Source organism: Marinomonas sp. UCMA 3892 (assembly GCF_012726345.1).
Classification (GTDB): domain Bacteria; phylum Pseudomonadota; class Gammaproteobacteria; order Pseudomonadales; family Marinomonadaceae; genus Marinomonas.
The window spans coordinates 18,895-35,732 of the sequence record NZ_PTXN01000007.1; the positions used below are offsets into that span (position 1 = coordinate 18,895).

Sequence of the window (16,838 nt, forward strand, 5' to 3'; positions counted from 1 at the left end):
GATCTTTACTCGTGAACTGGAATTAGAAAACGCATTCTTGTCCATTGCCCTTCATCACACTCTGTTTTCAATTCCGCCGCATCACCAAAATAATGCGTAAGACGCTTAGCCACTATATCCATACCTAAGCCTGTACCATCAGCAGCTATTGGTAAAAATCGCCCCGCATTGTCCTCAACAAAGATGTCATAACCTAATGCATTTCGTTGACTATATATTCGAATTCGTCCGCCTTCTAACAGAGTGCTAATACCATGCTTTATTGCATTTTCAACCAGTGGTTGCAGCGTAAAACTAGGCAACATTCTATTCAATAATTCATCATGAATATCAATTTCTACCTCAAGTCGATCGGTGAAACGCGCTTTCTCAATTGTCAGATATGCATTCACATGGGCAAGCTCATCCTTAAACATTACCGTCTCGATATTTTGTTTAAGATTGCTCCTAAAGAAATGCGAAAGATGCTGAATAAGTTCCCGCGCCTTATTAGGGTCTCGGCGAATAACCGCACTAATGGTATTAAGCGCATTAAATAAAAAATGTGGATTAACTTGCGCTTGCAACAACTTGATTTCTGCTTGAGTTAACAGTGTTTGCTGCTGCTGAAAGTCGCCATATAAAATTTGGCTCGATAATAATTGACCGATGCCCTCTCCCATAGAGCGATTAATATTGGACAACAGCTTGCGCTTTGGTTCATAGAGCTTAATAGTACCGACAACTTTTTTACCAGCCCGCAAGGGAATAACAAGAACCGAACCAAGTTTACAGCTGTCTGAAATAGAACATCGATATGGAGACTCACTGCCACCTAAATACACTACCCGATTCTCTTCCATGGCTTGTAAGGTATATTTAGAAGAAATCGGAGTATTGGGTTTATGGTGGTCTTCTCCAATGCCGATAAACGCCAACGTTTTTTCGTTATCTGTTACCGCTACCGCACCAACATTGGTTTCTTCATAAATAATACGTGCAATTTTTTCAGCACTGCTAGCATCAAAGCCAGAACTCCATAACCCAACGCTACGTTCCGCAATCGTTAAAGCCCGTTGTGAAAAAACCGCAGAATAGCGCTCAAAAATAGTTTTCTTATCTTGAAGAATACTAACAAACAACGCGGCACCAATGCAGTTGGCAATTATCATAGGCATAGCGATCTCAGACACTAACGCATAGGCTTGATCAAACGGTTTAGCAACGGCAACAATAATAAGCATCTGACTAACTTCCGCCACAAAAGTCACCGCGAGAACAACCAAAGGGTTAAATAACTGATCAGATTTATCTTTTCGCACAAAATACAGATGCATTAAGCCACCAATTACCCCCTCTGCGGTGGTAGAAATTGCACAAGCAACATCGGTAAAACCGCCCAAACTGTAACGGTGCATACCACCCGTTAAGCCAACAGCAAAACCAACAACAGGGCCACCAAGTAAGCCACCGATCACAGCTCCAATCGCACGTGTATTAGCAATAGCATCATTAATAGCCAGCCCAAAGTATGTCCCCATAATGCAGAACAATGAAAATAAGACGTAACAACTAAATTTATGAGATCGCTGAGAGGAAACATTCAGCAAAGGCAGAAAAATCGGAGTCTTACTCAACATGTAAGCCAAGACAAGATACACACTCATCTGCTGCAACAACGAAAGAATTAAATGCATAAAACGATACTTTTAAAAACGAAGACATCAAGAAAATAGAGACTCAATTTACCCGTCTCCCCCTATCGGAACAAGAAAAGAGTCTGCGACAAAGTCAACAATGCATAACAAATTCTCTATCTTTTGAGATTTAGTCCTTTAAAAAACCGATTTGATTTTACTCTGCCCCCCTCTATCACCGATAATTCCCGCTAATGACTCACCCCAGCCGATGAAAGGTTTTGGTAGAGCAACTCGCATCTAAAGTGGAAACCCTATTCAATGGAAATCAAAGTTAATTTTCTCGACAATCTAAGACTTGAAGCCAAGTTTGACGATTTTACCGTTATCACCGATCAACCGATCCGCTACAAAGGCGATGGCTCTGCACCAAGTCCATTTGATTACTTTCTAGCGTCTTCTGCTTTATGTGCGGCGTATTTTGTGAAGGTCTACTGCAAGGCTCGTGATATCTCAACGGACAACATCCGTTTGTCGCAGAACAACATTGTCGATCCAGAAGATCGCTACAACCAGATTTTCCAAATTCAAGTCGAATTACCAGACGACATTTCGGACAAAGATCGTGAAGGCATCTTGCGTTCTATTGATCGTTGCACCGTAAAGAAAGTGGTACAAACTGGCCCAGAATTCAAAATTGAAACTGTTGAAAACCTAGACGCAGACGCTAACGCCATGTTGATGGGCCAACCTGATGGTGCGACGAGCACCGTAATTCTTGGTAAAGACTTACCACTAGAGCAAACCATTGCCAACATGACGGCCATGCTAGCTGATCTTGGCATGAAGATTGAGATTTCCTCATGGCGCAACATAGTGCCTAACGTTTGGTCTTTGCATATTCGTGACGCGGCGTCACCTATGTGTTTCACCAACGGCAAAGGTGCATCAAAAGAAAGCGCACTGTGTTCCGCTCTTGGTGAGTTTATCGAGCGCTTGAACAACAACTTTTTTTACAACGACCAATTCTTTGGTACTGAAATCGCCAACAGCGAATTTGTCCATTACCCAAATGAAAAATGGTTTGCGTTAACCCAGGATGATTCCCTTCCAGAAGGCATCTTAGATGATTACTGCCTAGAGATTTATAACCCAGACGGTGAGTTGTTTGGCTCGCACTTGATTGATACCAACTCAGGCAATAAAGCGCGCGGCATTTGTACGATTCCTTATACACGCAAATCCGATGGTGAAACGGTTTACTTTCCATCGAACCTGATCGAAAACTTGTTCTTAAGCAACGGCATGAGCGCGGGCAATAACCAGCAAGAAGCGCAAGTGCAGTGCTTATCGGAAATTCTAGAGCGCGCCGTTAAACGCCAAATCATCGAAAACGAAATTGTCTTGCCAGATGTACCAATGGAAGTCTTGGAAAAATACCCAAGCATCCTTACTGGCATCAAGGCATTGGAAGAACAAGGTTTTCCTATCGTAGTAAAAGACGCCTCTCTTGGCGGTCAATTCCCAGTAATGAACGTCACATTAATGAATCCGAAAACCGGCGGTGTATTTGCTTCTTTTGGCGCCCACCCAAGCTTTGAAGTCGCACTGGAACGCAGTTTAACCGAGCTGATGCAAGGCCGTAGCTTCGAAGGCTTGAACGATGTACCAAAACCTACGTTTAATAGCATGGCTGTCACAGAGCCAGAAAACTTTGTTGAACACTTTATTGACTCAACCGGTGTCATTTCTTGGCGCTTCTTCAGCGATAAAAACGACTACGACTTCTGCGAGTGGGACTTTTCAGGCTCCAATGAAGAAGAAGCCAACGCCATGTTTGGTATTTTAGAAGAACTAGGTAAAGAAGTGTATGTGGCCGAGCTGACAGATTTAGGCGCATCAGCTTGTCGTATTTTGGTACCAGATTATTCCGAAGTGTATCCAGTGGAAGACTTGGTGTGGGACAACACCAACAAGGCGCTGGATTATCGTGAAGATATCTTGAACCTACATTCTTTAAGCAATAAGCAACTGACCAACCTGGTAAATCGTTTAGAAGACAGCCAGCTCGATAACTACACAGACATACCAACGTTAATTGGTATCGTATTTGATGAAAATACCGTCTGGGGTCAGCTGACCATCATGGAACTGAAAATCCTAATCTATTTGGCCCTTGGTGCTCACGAAGAGGCGTTAGAACTAGTCGGTGAATTCCTACAGTTCAACGACAACACAGCTAAACGCGGTTTGTTCTATCAAGCCATGAACTGTGTACTGGAAGTGACCCTAGACGAAGAGTTAGAGCTTGACGACTTTATCCATAACTTCAGCCGTATGTTTGGCAAAGACGTTATTGAAAACGTTGTCGGTTCTGTCTCAGGCGATGTACGTTTTTATGGCCTCACTAAAACCAGTATGCAGCTTGAAGGCATCGAACCGCATTTACGCCTCATTGAAAGCTACAAAAAACTGCATCAAGCACGTAAAGCCAACGCAGCTAAATAATCTAGTTAATCCAATAGATTTAGCGTAGAACTTTAAAAGCGAACCCTCGGGTTCGCTTTTTTATTCTTATCATATAATAAATCTAGTATTTACTAGTTTTCCCCCCAGATAGACGATTCTGATATAATTTTGACTCTAGCTTTTTAGGCTAAAGTGCTTTAACGGCAAGACTGTCGTTCTTCAATATCGTTTATTTATATGAGTAATAACTGAATGTTTCATAATATCGTTCGCCAATCAGCCGTTGTTTCAATTGGTCTTGTATTACTAACATTAAGTGGTTGCGAATCCATTCCGTTATCTTTCGACTCAGCAGATTCGGTAAAGCAGTTATCAAAACAGATAAAAGAAGCGGATGATCTTGATGATGTAAAAGCCATCGCCAAACAAGCAAAAGTCACTAGAGACTTAGTAAGAGCAGATATTAAAGCGATTAAAGCACTATATGCAGAGCTTGACCAAAAAGTTAATAAAAAATGGGGGAAAGGTAATAGCGAACTGCCCGAGAAGAAAAAGTACGTAAAATACACCAACGACTACCAAGCAAGAACCATTGTGGATTTTGATAAAGGCACAGTGCGTGTAGAAACACTAACCACGAATTCTCCTCTTGATACATTGAAACAAGCCGTAACAACCACACTACTCACAACTGCCGATCCAACCAAAACCGATATTTTCTCTAGCGACGCACCAGATACCGAAGGCGTACCCTTTTTGTATCCTCAAGTTATGGACCATGATGGCAAGCTAGTGCAATACCGCTGGCGTGCAGAGCGCTATTCAAATTATCTTGTATCAAACAAACTAAAAAAATCCAGCTCAAACGGCAAAACAGTCTATGCTGTTGAATTCAACCTAGTTGCTCAACACGAACACCTACGCCAAGAAAAATACAGCCAATACGTAATCGCCGCTGCTAAACGCTACAACTTATCTCCAGCCCTGATCTACGGCATTATTGAAACCGAAAGCTCTTTTAACCCTTACGCCGTCAGCCCAGCGAATGCTTATGGTTTGATGCAAGTGGTACCAGCCACCGCAGGTCGAGACGTTTATAACCTAGTGAAGAAAAAATCTGGCGAGCCAAGCAAAGAAGTGCTTTTCTCCCCAGAAAATAACATCGATATCGGCAGTGCTTACTTACATATTTTACAAACCCGCTATCTCGTAAAAGTCAGCAACAAAGTCAGCCAAGAATACTCAATGATTTCTGCTTACAACGGCGGTACCGGCAATGTATTAAAAACATTTGATAATGACAGAACACGTGCGATGAACAAGATAAACCAAACTTCCACCAGCAATGTGTATAAGAAACTGAGATACGATCACCCTCGAACTGAGTCTCGAAATTATCTAGAGAAAGTCACCAAAGCTAAGAAGAAATATGAATAACTCTACTATGTTCGATAAAAAGTAGGTTATGGCAGAGATTAGCAATATAACGAAATACAGTGTCAGGCCAAGCAGCGGCCTGACACGAGATAGATTTAGTTAAGATATACGAAATCTTCTTTTGCTCGTTTTATCACAATATCCATATCACTTGGTAACATAAAACCATCAGCGATCAGAGCCTTAGCTTGTGATTCTACTTCATTAACATATCCTTGTTCATTGCCATAACGCTCAACAATGGACAAGCGAGAATCGCCTTCTATTACTCCTTTACTGCTTGCAAATGGGATAAAAGAACCTAACAATCCACAAAGGTCACCTTTAGCATACTGCTCATCACGTAAATTCCATCCCCAATAGGTTCCTAACGGAGCTGCTACACGAGGCATTTTAACACCACCTAATTCAATGCCATCAGCATCAAGCTGTGGAACTAATACGGGATATGCCTGCCCAGCGATAGAAAGAAGCTCACTATAATTACGGACTTTAAGCACATTGTAATTAGGTAAATAGGCGTGATTTCCTGTGGCTGGCAAGCGCAGATCAGACAACGCCACTAGACTGCCATCTTCGATGCTTGGATACCGACTATCCGGGGGAGTCAAACCTTCTGTCGTCCATTGTTGCATAGCCAAGGTCAATGCTCGCATAACAGGAGATGTACTAATTGGATTGGTGGGAAATTGACACATCTTATTATTTTTACTAAAAGCATTCCAACCACTAAAATGAGGCGCCCCTGTTAAAAAGTACAGTCGAACATTCTCAGCTTCCTGCATTTTTGAGCCATCCGGAGCGGTCGACACCAAAGCCGATCTTGCCTGCCAAAATTCAGTAGACGTATCGGTTTGCATAATTTTTGGGCAGGTAGCATTTAGCAGGCATTGCTCAAGAATGCTGTCTGTTTGACCTGTTAACGGGTCAGTGACTAACGTATAACCAAATGGAAATTGATCGCCTTGTACATCGTGATCTTCATGTTGACGAGAAAAACGACCCGCTTTAGCAAAGCGATAGTTAGTATAACTCTTACGTGAACCAGCGATATGAGCCATCACACCATCAAATACCTTCGCCCCCGTTCCATCATCATTAAATCCTTGATAAATAAAATCACGTAAGTATCGACCAGACTGAGAAATACCAAGCGCAATGGTGTTATGAATATTGACTAAAGGTGAAGCAACATCATGACCTTTTGCACCACGCAAAAAACTCACTACATCAGCCGTAGATATAAAGGCTAATCCAGCAGGAACAGGCTCTTTTGCTGTATAAATAAATTCATAAATAGCGCCATTATCAAGCCCAGCTGGACGGGTAATCTCAATCTGTGTCGGCGATAGATATTTAAAAGACAAGCCAGGAGCTGTAGATCTTGGATCTTCTGCCCGTTGACGTACCGTCAGACTTGCTTTAGAAACATCCAGATCAGCGGCAGGATAAGATAAATTCGCCACAGACGTTTTGCCTTCTTTATCAAAGACATATTCTTCTCGTGACAATCCAGTGATTGACGAAATGACATCAAGGTTCAACCCTAACTTATTACTCGGTAAATCGGTTTGCCAACCACTCCATACAAGGGTATAACCTTTCTTCATCAAAAAGCCATCTCCTGCATCCTCGAGTGTTTCTGGTAAATCCACGCCAGTAGACAAATTAAGAAGGCCCATTGATAAATTGCGGCCACGATTCAGAACTTCATACAATATAGTACCGTTACCTTTTTCTTGATCTATAGGACGGAGAACAGAAACCTTACTTGAAAAATACACCAACCCATCTTTACCAACTTGCGCTTGGTCAAGGTCAATAATCTTCCTTCCTCGATCTGAGTTTGGATCGACTGCTAATTCTACAAAGCCATCGATTCGCTCATATTTTCCGACTTGATCAAATGACTCACCACCAAAAACCGGGCTAATTTTATTAGTCACGGTAAAATTAACCACTTTCGCCTGAACCGTTAAAGGGGAAACAACAAGAATAAGCTTAAATAGTAAGCCTAACCATTTCCTACTAAAAGACATTAATTTCATCCCGAACTATCCCTTCTATTTCAATAGAATCATCGACATAAAAAATAGAAGAGAGCTTTAAATAGAAAAAATAGACCAATTAAAAAGCATAAAAAAAACATTTCATCAAGCTTTAAAATCGGCTATTTATAAAACATTCCAAAATAGTTAATTAATAAAACTACACCTTGAACTTACGTGTAATTTTATCGATCAAATCAGATTGCACCTGCAAACCTGCTATTTGTCGAGATGACTCTTCTGCGCTATGACTTACACTGTCAGCAAGCACAACTATTTCATTAATATTTTTCGCAATATCATCGGCAACAGCCGACTGTTGCGTTGCTGCCGTAGCTACTTGGATGTTCAAGAAAGTCAGATTTTCAATGGATTCTGTACTGCTACTAATTAACGAACGAATATTTGAAGTTGCTTCAAGCACTTTATTTCGCTGGTCTACAGAACGTTCCATATCGCTTATAGTTTTAGCCGCACTCGCCTGCAATTTTTCCAAAATACCACTAATCTCTACCGTACTATCTTGACTACGCTTAGCGAGTGTTCTCACTTCATCAGCGACCACAGCAAAGCCACGACCTTGCTCACCAGCCCTTGCTGCTTCAATTGCTGCATTCAGGGCTAATAAATTCGTTTGCTCAGATATACTTTGAATAACCCCTAATGCCGAATGAATACTATCAACATTTCCCCCTAACTCTGTCACAGACTTCTCAACATCAGTCAGTAATGCGTTAAGGTTCTCCAACTGCTCATTTGACATTTCTACATGATGAAGAACATCTTTTGTTTGGGTATTAACAGATTCAGCGGAAAGACGAGTCGTCTCAGCATTATTTGCAATATCACTTGCCGTAGAAGACATTTCATCTGCTGCTGCTGCAACCTGTAACGCACCTTCTTTTTGGGTATTCACTGACTGAACCAGCATTAATTGCTGATCAGAAGACGCCTTAGTAATGTGATTAAGTTCGGTAATGGTTTCCTTTAAATGTTTAATATCACCATTTAAAGAAGCCAGAAAACGATTAAAGTTTTGCGAAATTTCATCAATCAAATCGATAAAACTATATGGCAATACTGATGTTAAATCACCGTTACCATTAGCAAGGTCTGCAACAGAGTTACGCAATGTTTCCAATGCGCGATAAAGAGCAGCAACCGCAAAATATACAATGACAATAATAAATAAAGTGACTCCCACGGTAATTAAGATATTTTTAATTAGCACAGAATTCTTAGATTGATTTATTTCAGTCGCAATAGAATCCACAATTTTTTTGGTTTCATCCAAATAAATACCCGAACTAATAACAGCATCCCACTCTGGTATATATATTGCGTAGGCAAACTTTTCAGAAGGATCTTTATCACCAGGCATGAGGTGATAGTATTTTACAAAGTGTGACTGATTTTTTGCTGATTTAACTAACTCTTTAAAATAATGCACTCCCTTAGCATCAGTCGTATCTATAAAGTTTTTCCCAACATTAGCAGCTTTAATACCATGTTGAAGCATAGTTCCATCTGATGTAATAGTGAAAATATAGCCTTGCCCATCATTAAACCGAATTGAGTTCAAAATTTTCATGCCCTCAGCGTAGCCTTCCTTATTAGGCAGCTTGGCATAAGGTTGAATAATTGTCTCAACGCTATTCATTACCGAAATCAGACCTTTCTTTTCTACTTCCAGAACAGAAGTCGAAATAGTCTTAGTCGTATTGGTTTGCACTAAGTTAATTGCCGATAACAAGCCAACAGCCGATAAAATACCAGCTATCAGCAATGGCAAGAGTGTCAATGCGTAAATTTGAAACTTCAAAGAACGTAACATCCGATATCCCTTTTCTAAAAAATCAAAATTGTTTCTTTACAAAACTCGATTAAAGTGTAAGTAATGTTAAGAAATGTAACACAATGTAATCGCAAAATGGATAATTTTTTATGACACATAGAGGACAATCTTGCTCAACTTAAGTAGCGACAAGTAGCCTAATTTTTCGCTGTATCAATGCAGATAACCAATGCTTGGGCATTATAAAGAGAAGAATGGATAGCACTTAATGATTGGATACTGGGGAGTAAAGTAAAAAGAAACCTCCACTTTTGGCTCAGCGACTACATAACTATTGCAGTGTCCGTTGAGCTACTTGAGATATGGGAAATGCACATATTCGTTAAATCTCATGCATATACTGATATTTGATATTTCTGCGCATACTCACGAAACCAGTAATCGTACACCTTAAAGTCTTCGTAGACTGCAAAAGTAAACTAACGATTATTTCGACATTGGATAATATGTTCGGGATAGATAGAAAAAGCATTTTGTTCAGAATAGTCGTCGCTATCATGGCTCTCGTGTTTGGTTGTTTTTGGCGAAATTATTGATCACCAAGCAGCACGCCCCTCCCATTTTTTATCTAACTAATTGTTATTTATATAAAATTCCAGAATGCACATCTTTGAAGCAACACCACTGTTCGCGTGAAATAGTGTTATTTCCAACAATGAATATCAAACTAATAACTCTCCACTCTTTATTTGTAATTGATCTATCTCAACCTATATTTGCTGCAATTTCTAAGTAAGATTTCGATCATTTACTCATAGATATCGTCTCTAGCTGACCTTAAATAAATACGACTCATTCCCACAAGTGCTGATTATTTTTTTCATGTAACTCATTGTTATTTATAAATATTTTATAAAAAATTACGTTTTTTTCCTTCCATTTTTTAAATTTATTAAAAAAAACTATTTGCCAAAGGAAAAAATATCAATAATGATACAAATCATATCATTATAAAAACAAAATAAACGTAAGGTATGCATCATGGCTGGATTATTCGGAATTATTCTCTCACTTGGCTTGCTTATGTATTTAGCCTATCGAGGCATAACAGTATTGATTTTGGCGCCCCTTTTGGCATGTGTCGCGATCATATTTAGTGGTGAAGGTGCTGTACTTCTAGGAACTTACACTCAAATATTTATGCAAGGCTTAGGTGGCTATGTCATTAAGTACTTCCCTCTATTTCTTCTTGGAGCAGTGTTTGGAAAGCTCATGGATGACTCAGGAGCGGCACGAAGCATTGCGCGGTACCTAGTCAATAAATTAGGTACCCAACACTCTATGCTAGCGATTGTTTTAGCATGCGGTATATTGACCTACGGTGGTGTTTCGTTATTTGTCGTAGGGTTTGCAGTCTATCCTATTGCTGCAGCTTTATTTCGCGAAGCAAGTCTACCTAAGCGCTTTATTCCCGGAGCCATTGCTTTAGGTGCACTGACATTTACCATGACAGCCCTACCTGGAACACCTGCAATTCAAAATGCAATCCCAATGCTTTTTTTTGGTACTGACGCTTTTGCAGCACCACTTCTAGGCATTATCGGCGGCTTAATTATGCTAGTAGGTGGTATATGGTGGCTCAGCTATCGAGTCAAAAGCGCAACAGCTGGGGGCGAGGGCTACGGTAATCATCAGGATGAAATCATCGAAGTTGACACCTCAAATGACCCCGGTATCGGTATCTCTTTACTACCAATTATCTTAGTTATCACAACAAATTTTGTCTTATCAAAATATTTACTGCCCCTAGTCGACTCAAGCTATTTAGCCGAGCCTAAATATGGATCAACTACACTAAACTCGGTTCTAGGCACTTGGGCAATTATTTGTGCGCTGGTAACCGCCTGCCTAGTTCTTATCATCACTAACTGGTCTCGCTGGAAAAACCTAAAATCCACAATAAACAAGGGTGCTTTAGGCTCATTACTCCCAATTTTCAATACTGCATCTGAAGTAGGATATGGGTCGGTAATTGCCTCATTAGGAGCCTTTGTAATCGTAAGGGACTATCTGGTCGGATTATCGCCCAGCAATCCACTCATATCTGAAGCCGTAGTAGTTAACATATTAGCAGGCATTACTGGATCTGCATCAGGCGGGTTAAGTATTGCTCTAAACACTATGGGTGAAACATATTTAAACCTAGGTGCGCAATTTAATATTTCACCAGAGCTTTTGCACCGAATTGCATCTATGGCCTCAGGTGGACTTGATGCATTACCTCATAACGGCGCCGTAATTAGTTTATTAGCTATTTGTGGCTTAAGTCATCGCGAATCGTATCCCGACATTGGCATGGTTGCTGTAATTATTCCATTAGGCGCACTTGCTGTAGTGATTACGCTAGGCACATTTTTCGGATCTTTTTAACCAATAATAGAATCTATTTAAACAAGGAAACACTTATGTCAATAGCAGTAGTTTTGCCTCGAATTATGGAAATTGGCGCTGGAGCCATTAATAAACTACCCAGTATTGTACGGTCATTAGGTGGCAGTAGAACGCTGATAATCACTGACAGAATGATGGTTCAACTTGGCTATGTTCAGAAAATACAAGACTTATTATCTGTAGACGGATTTGAAGTAGATGTATTTGATGGAACAGAACCGGAACCTACTGCCGCATCAATTGAAGCTGGCGTTCAGTGCGTAATAGATAACAGCTATGATGTGATTGTTGCATTAGGTGGCGGAAGTCCAATAGACAGTGCAAAAGCTATCGCGATTTTGGGTAAAAATGGAGGCAATATTCGAGATTATAAATTTCCTCGCCAAGTCAATGAAACTGGCATTCCAATTATTGCGATTCCAACAACTGCCGGCACCGGTAGCGAAGTAACACGTTTCACTATCATTACTGATGAAAAAAATGATGAAAAAATGCTTTGTGTAGGAATAGGCTTTATGCCATTTGCAGCTATTGTCGATGTAAATTTAACCTTAAGTTTACCACCACGTATCACTGCAGATACGGGCATTGATGCATTAACCCATGCAATTGAAGCGTACGTCAGCCAAAAAGCCAGCCCATTCAGTGATTGTCAGGCTTTATCAGCAATGCGTTTAATCGGTCCAAACTTAAAAGAAGCCTATATAAACGGTAATAACATTGAAGCTCGAGAAGCAATGATGCTGGGATCTACTTTAGCAGGAATAGCTTTTTCCAGCGCCTCTGTTGCTTTAGTACATGGCATGAGCCGTCCAATCGGTGCATTCTTTCATGTCCCTCATGGTTTATCTAACGCAATGCTACTTCCAAGTGTAACTGCTTTCTCTATTCCATCAGCACCTGAACGCTATGCCGACTGCGCACGTGCCATTGGTGTCGCTACTTCTACAGATACTACAGAACAAGCTAATCAAAAATTACTAAACGCTCTTGAAACTTTCAATCGCGAATTACAGGTTCCTACCCTCGCAGAATTTGGTGCAGACAAAGCACGCTTTGATAGCCTAGTCGGAACCATGGCAGAACAAGCTTTAGCATCGGGATCGCCAAGTAATAACCCACGTATTCCAAGCACTGAAGAAATGATCACTATTTATCAACAATTGTGGGCCTAAACCTAATAACTCACTCAGAGGAAAGCAAAATGAATTTAATTGGACATTTAATTAACGGCCAAACAGTATCTGACCATACACGTACCCAGCCTGTATTTAATCCTGCTACAGGTCAGTCAACTAAAGAAGTCGCTTTAGCAGGAAAAAAAACAGTCGAGCAAGCAATTGCAGCAGCCGAAGCAGCATTTCCTGCGTGGCGTAACACCCCAGTTATTAAACGTGCCCGCGTGATGTTTCGTTTCAAGGAATTACTTGAAAAAAATGCTGATGTCATTTGCCGTTTGATAGGAGAGGAGCACGGAAAAATTTCGCATGACGCTGCGGGTGAATTACAGCGTGGGATTGAAAATGTCGAATATGCTTGTGGAGCACCTGAATTTTTAAAAGGTGAATTTAGTAAAAATGCAGGTCCAGACATTGATTCTTGGAGCGAATTTCAACCACTAGGAGTAGTTGCAGGCATTACTCCCTTCAACTTCCCAGCCATGGTACCTTTATGGATGTATCCTATGGCAATTGTTTGCGGTAACTGTTTTATTTTAAAACCGTCTGAACGAGATCCAAGCTCTACTTTATTTATAGCTCAGCTACTCAAAGAAGCAGGACTACCTGATGGTGTAATGAACGTTGTTAATGGTGATAAAGAAGCCGTTGACACGTTATTGCATGACCCTCGAATTCAAGCTGTAAGTTTTGTTGGCTCAACCCCTATAGCTGAATATATATATTCAACAGCAGCGGCTAATGGCAAACGTTGCCAAGCGCTTGGCGGTGCTAAAAATCACGCAATCGTGATGCCTGATGCTGATTTAGACAACGTAGTTAACTCTTTATTAGGTGCCGCTTTTGGCTCATCTGGTGAACGTTGCATGGCGCTTTCTGTCGCTGTAGCCGTAGGGGATGCTGTTGCCGATCAGTTAATCGAGCGCATGGAAATTGCCATGAAAGGCTTAAAAGTAGGAGTGTATTCAGAAAAAGATAATGATTTTGGCCCTGTAATTACTCTACAACACCAACAAAAAGTAGTCGGTTATATTAATAGCGCAGAGCAACAAGGTGCTAAAGTGGTAGTAGATGGTCGCAACTTAAAACCAGAGGGTTACGAGAACGGCTTTTTTGTTGGAGCAACTTTAATTGATCAAGTTACAGCAGATATGACCAGTTACCAAGAAGAAATTTTTGGCCCAGTGTTACAAGTCGTACGCGTACAAACAATGGAGCAAGCAATGCAGCTCATTAATGATCATGAGTACGGAAACGGGACCTGTATTTATACACGTGATGGTGAGGCTGCACGCTACTTTACTGACAATATTATGGTCGGTATGGTTGGTGTTAATGTCCCTCTACCAGTGCCTGTTGCTTACCATAGCTTTGGTGGTTGGAAACGTTCATTATTTGGAGATTTATATGCTTATGGTCCTGATGGTGTGCGTTTTTATACTCGCAGAAAAACCATCACTCAACGCTGGCCAAGTGCCAATGTTCGAGAAGGTGTACAATTCTCAATGCCAACACTAAGCTAAGCTACACCTTAATAAGAAACTGCCTATCAATGTAAGCAGTTTCTTATTAAGAACCTAAAGTGGCCTCTTTTAACAATAAACTCAGTTCTTCGGCTGCTGATTGAAGTTGAGGTACAAATGCCTGCAAATCATCCAATGTTTTACGAACAGTCGGTGCGTGAGTAAATAAACTAGCAAAATAATGTCCATCAGGACTTAAAATTGGTACAGAGCAGGCAACCATCCCAGCAATAAACTCTTCATTATCTACTCCGACTCCAGTTTCAGCAATACTCTCTAAGCTGGCTTCCAACTCGGCTTTATCAACCAGTGTATTATTAGTTAAAGCCTGTAAAGGCATGTTATTAATTAAATATTTACGCTGTGATTTAGGTAGAGAGCTAAGGTACAGTTTCCCGCCTGAAGTGCACCATAGCGGAACATTTCCACCAATAGGTAAATAAATCTGCAAAGGCCAGTTACTTTGTACTCGGTCGGTGTATATCATTTCTAAATTATGAGGTATAGCAATTCCACACGTTTCACCAACCTCTGCGGCGAGACGTTGCAACACAGATAAACGCAAGTTTTTTAATGAATTACGAGTTAATACACCTACTGCAGTTTTCGCCAACCGTGTGCTAGGAATAATCATACCGCGCCAATCTGTTTGCACGAACCCATCAGCCTCCAACTGTTGCAATAAGCGGTGGATACTAGGCTTGGGGATATCTAAACTAAATGCTAAATCTGCAGGCGAAAGCGGTCGTTCACTAATAGATACCAATTCAATAATTTCTAAAACACGATTAATTGAAGAGCCCTTGCTACGTTTAGCGGAATCACTCATAAGCTAAAATCCAGATAATTAATATAAATTACAGTGTAATATCTAAATAGATAAGGATAAAGTAATTTTCGATTTTCAATCTAACTCGTTGATAATTATAAACTTGTTTGTAGGCATCCAGCCTTTAAAATAGCGATGCAGATTTTAAAAACCGTCATTAATTTCATTTAAAAATAGTTAATATAAAAATAGCACCCTTTGCTAGTCAAAAAATCAAGAAATATAATTCTTTCAAATATCATTCCATAAGCATAAACTACCGCGAGAAATAAAGTTTACAATCATAAATTATATTAAAAACTTTTTAATCGTTATAAAATATACTATTTAAATAAGTTAAATTTTCATATCATTTTTTGTCAACACTAATTGATGCCAATCGAAGTCAGATACGTACCCCCTATCAACTTCATTCGCCATCTCTTTATAAAATACAGTTCTACTGTTATCTGACAACGGTTTCCAGCCTTCATAATTTGCAATATTATCATGATATATGGCTAAGGTTGGCGTATTTAATGCAGATGCCATATGAACAACGGACGTGTCTGGTGTAAAGCAGAGGTCACATTTCGAAAGAATAAAAAGACTAAGATCCAAGCTTGGGTCCTGCTTTGGAAGAAAAACATTTTTATTAGAAAATATCGATTCCAATTTAGCTAAAAATTCTATTTTCCCAGGAACGGGTATTAATATTATTTTTTCATCAGGCCATTCGGCCAACCAGTTATTAATTAGCTTCACAGCAGAATCAAATGTAAATGATCTATATTTATTTGCACCAAATAAATTGAAAGCAATAGTTTTTCTTTCGAATACTATAAAATCAAAGTCTTTATCTATTTTAGGAGGCGGAATTCTTGTCAAGATTATATCCTTGCCCAAGATAATTGAAGCAGCTTTAATTTGTCGATCTCTACTACTTTTAAACTCTCCAGGAATTACTATATCAAATATAGAGTTCTTAGCATATCCAATATTAATTTTTGAATTAAGGCTGTGTAGTATCTTTATATCTTTAAGATCAAGACTATGTTTTAACTCAACGGCCACATCAAAATAATTGGAAAACTTACCAAAGAAGTCTGGTGATAACTTTTTTTTATGCTCACATTCTATTATCTTAATTTTTCCACTTATTTTTTTAACCCATTCATTAACTAAAGTGCTGGACGAGAACAATGTCAGCTCAATATCAGGACTATTTCTTTCTATTATATCAATAAGGCTACACATCATGATGGCATCACCTAACTTCCCATCATAGCGAAGCAATGCTACTTTTTTAACAGAAGATAAATCTATATTATTTCTATTTTTCTTTCTTTTTCTAGAAAAAAGTACTGTAAAATAAAGTATTTTTAACCTTCTAGATTCATCCCTTAAATATCGAGTTACCAATTTCAACTTATTAAACATATTACTTTACCTAAAAATAAAAACTTATAGACACTATTAAAGTTTTTTCTAAATTCAGCTCTAATCCATATAA

General features: G+C 39.7%; 10 protein-coding genes. 5 read left to right on the plus strand and 5 right to left on the minus strand.

Features of this window, described 5'->3' with window-relative positions; genetic code table 11:
* Positions 1 to 5 precede the first annotated feature (5 nt).
* The gene (locus B6N13_RS10800; RefSeq protein WP_169459354.1) at positions 6 to 1,676 is read right to left on the minus strand and encodes a sensor histidine kinase; all 1,671 of its coding nucleotides are present in this window, start codon (positions 1,674 to 1,676) and stop codon (positions 6 to 8) included.
* Positions 1,677 to 1,937: 261 nt separating this feature from the next.
* Between B6N13_RS10800 and B6N13_RS10805 the strand changes: the two genes are divergently transcribed.
* Positions 1,938 to 4,124: an OsmC domain/YcaO domain-containing protein gene (locus tag B6N13_RS10805; RefSeq protein ID WP_169459355.1), complete on the plus strand. Its 2,187-nt coding sequence runs from the start codon at positions 1,938 to 1,940 to the stop codon at positions 4,122 to 4,124.
* Positions 4,125 to 4,337: 213 nt separating this feature from the next.
* The gene (locus B6N13_RS10810; protein ID WP_169459356.1) at positions 4,338 to 5,522 is read left to right on the plus strand and encodes a murein transglycosylase domain-containing protein; all 1,185 of its coding nucleotides are present in this window, start codon (positions 4,338 to 4,340) and stop codon (positions 5,520 to 5,522) included.
* A 95-nt stretch (positions 5,523 to 5,617) separates the two neighbouring features.
* Here the strand turns inward: B6N13_RS10810 and B6N13_RS10815 are convergent, their stop codons facing one another.
* A complete protein-coding gene (locus B6N13_RS10815) occupies positions 5,618 to 7,570 on the minus strand; it encodes an alpha/beta hydrolase domain-containing protein (RefSeq protein WP_169459357.1) in 1,953 nt (650 codons plus the stop codon).
* Positions 7,571 to 7,730: 160 nt separating this feature from the next.
* On the minus strand, positions 7,731 to 9,404 hold the full coding sequence (locus tag B6N13_RS10820) for a methyl-accepting chemotaxis protein (protein WP_169459358.1): 1,674 nt from the start codon (positions 9,402 to 9,404) through the stop codon (positions 7,731 to 7,733).
* A 1,002-nt stretch (positions 9,405 to 10,406) separates the two neighbouring features.
* On the opposite strand from B6N13_RS10820, the gene B6N13_RS10825 reads away from it, so the two are divergent.
* Genes B6N13_RS10825 through B6N13_RS10835 form a run of 3 tightly spaced genes read left to right on the plus strand, consistent with a single transcriptional unit; the run spans position 10,407 to position 14,517 of the window.
* Positions 10,407 to 11,795: a GntP family permease gene (locus B6N13_RS10825; RefSeq protein WP_169459359.1), complete on the plus strand. Its 1,389-nt coding sequence runs from the start codon at positions 10,407 to 10,409 to the stop codon at positions 11,793 to 11,795.
* Positions 11,796 to 11,830: 35 nt separating this feature from the next.
* Complete coding sequence (locus tag B6N13_RS10830) at positions 11,831 to 12,991, plus strand: iron-containing alcohol dehydrogenase (protein WP_012071022.1); 1,161 nt, start codon at positions 11,831 to 11,833, stop codon at positions 12,989 to 12,991.
* A gap of 29 nt (positions 12,992 to 13,020) precedes the next feature.
* Positions 13,021 to 14,517, plus strand: a complete 1,497-nt coding sequence (locus B6N13_RS10835) for a CoA-acylating methylmalonate-semialdehyde dehydrogenase (protein WP_012071023.1) — start codon at positions 13,021 to 13,023, stop codon at positions 14,515 to 14,517.
* A gap of 46 nt (positions 14,518 to 14,563) precedes the next feature.
* On the opposite strand, the gene B6N13_RS10840 is transcribed toward B6N13_RS10835, so the two are convergent.
* Both B6N13_RS10840 and B6N13_RS10845 read right to left on the minus strand, forming a co-directional pair.
* Positions 14,564 to 15,346: an IclR family transcriptional regulator gene (locus B6N13_RS10840; protein WP_169459360.1), complete on the minus strand. Its 783-nt coding sequence runs from the start codon at positions 15,344 to 15,346 to the stop codon at positions 14,564 to 14,566.
* Between the two features lie 336 nt (positions 15,347 to 15,682).
* Positions 15,683 to 16,765 carry a glycosyltransferase family 9 protein gene (locus B6N13_RS10845; protein ID WP_169459361.1) on the minus strand — a complete coding sequence of 361 codons (1,083 nt, stop codon included), beginning with the start codon at positions 16,763 to 16,765 and terminating at the stop codon, positions 15,683 to 15,685.
* Between the last annotated feature and the right edge of the window lie 73 nt (positions 16,766 to 16,838).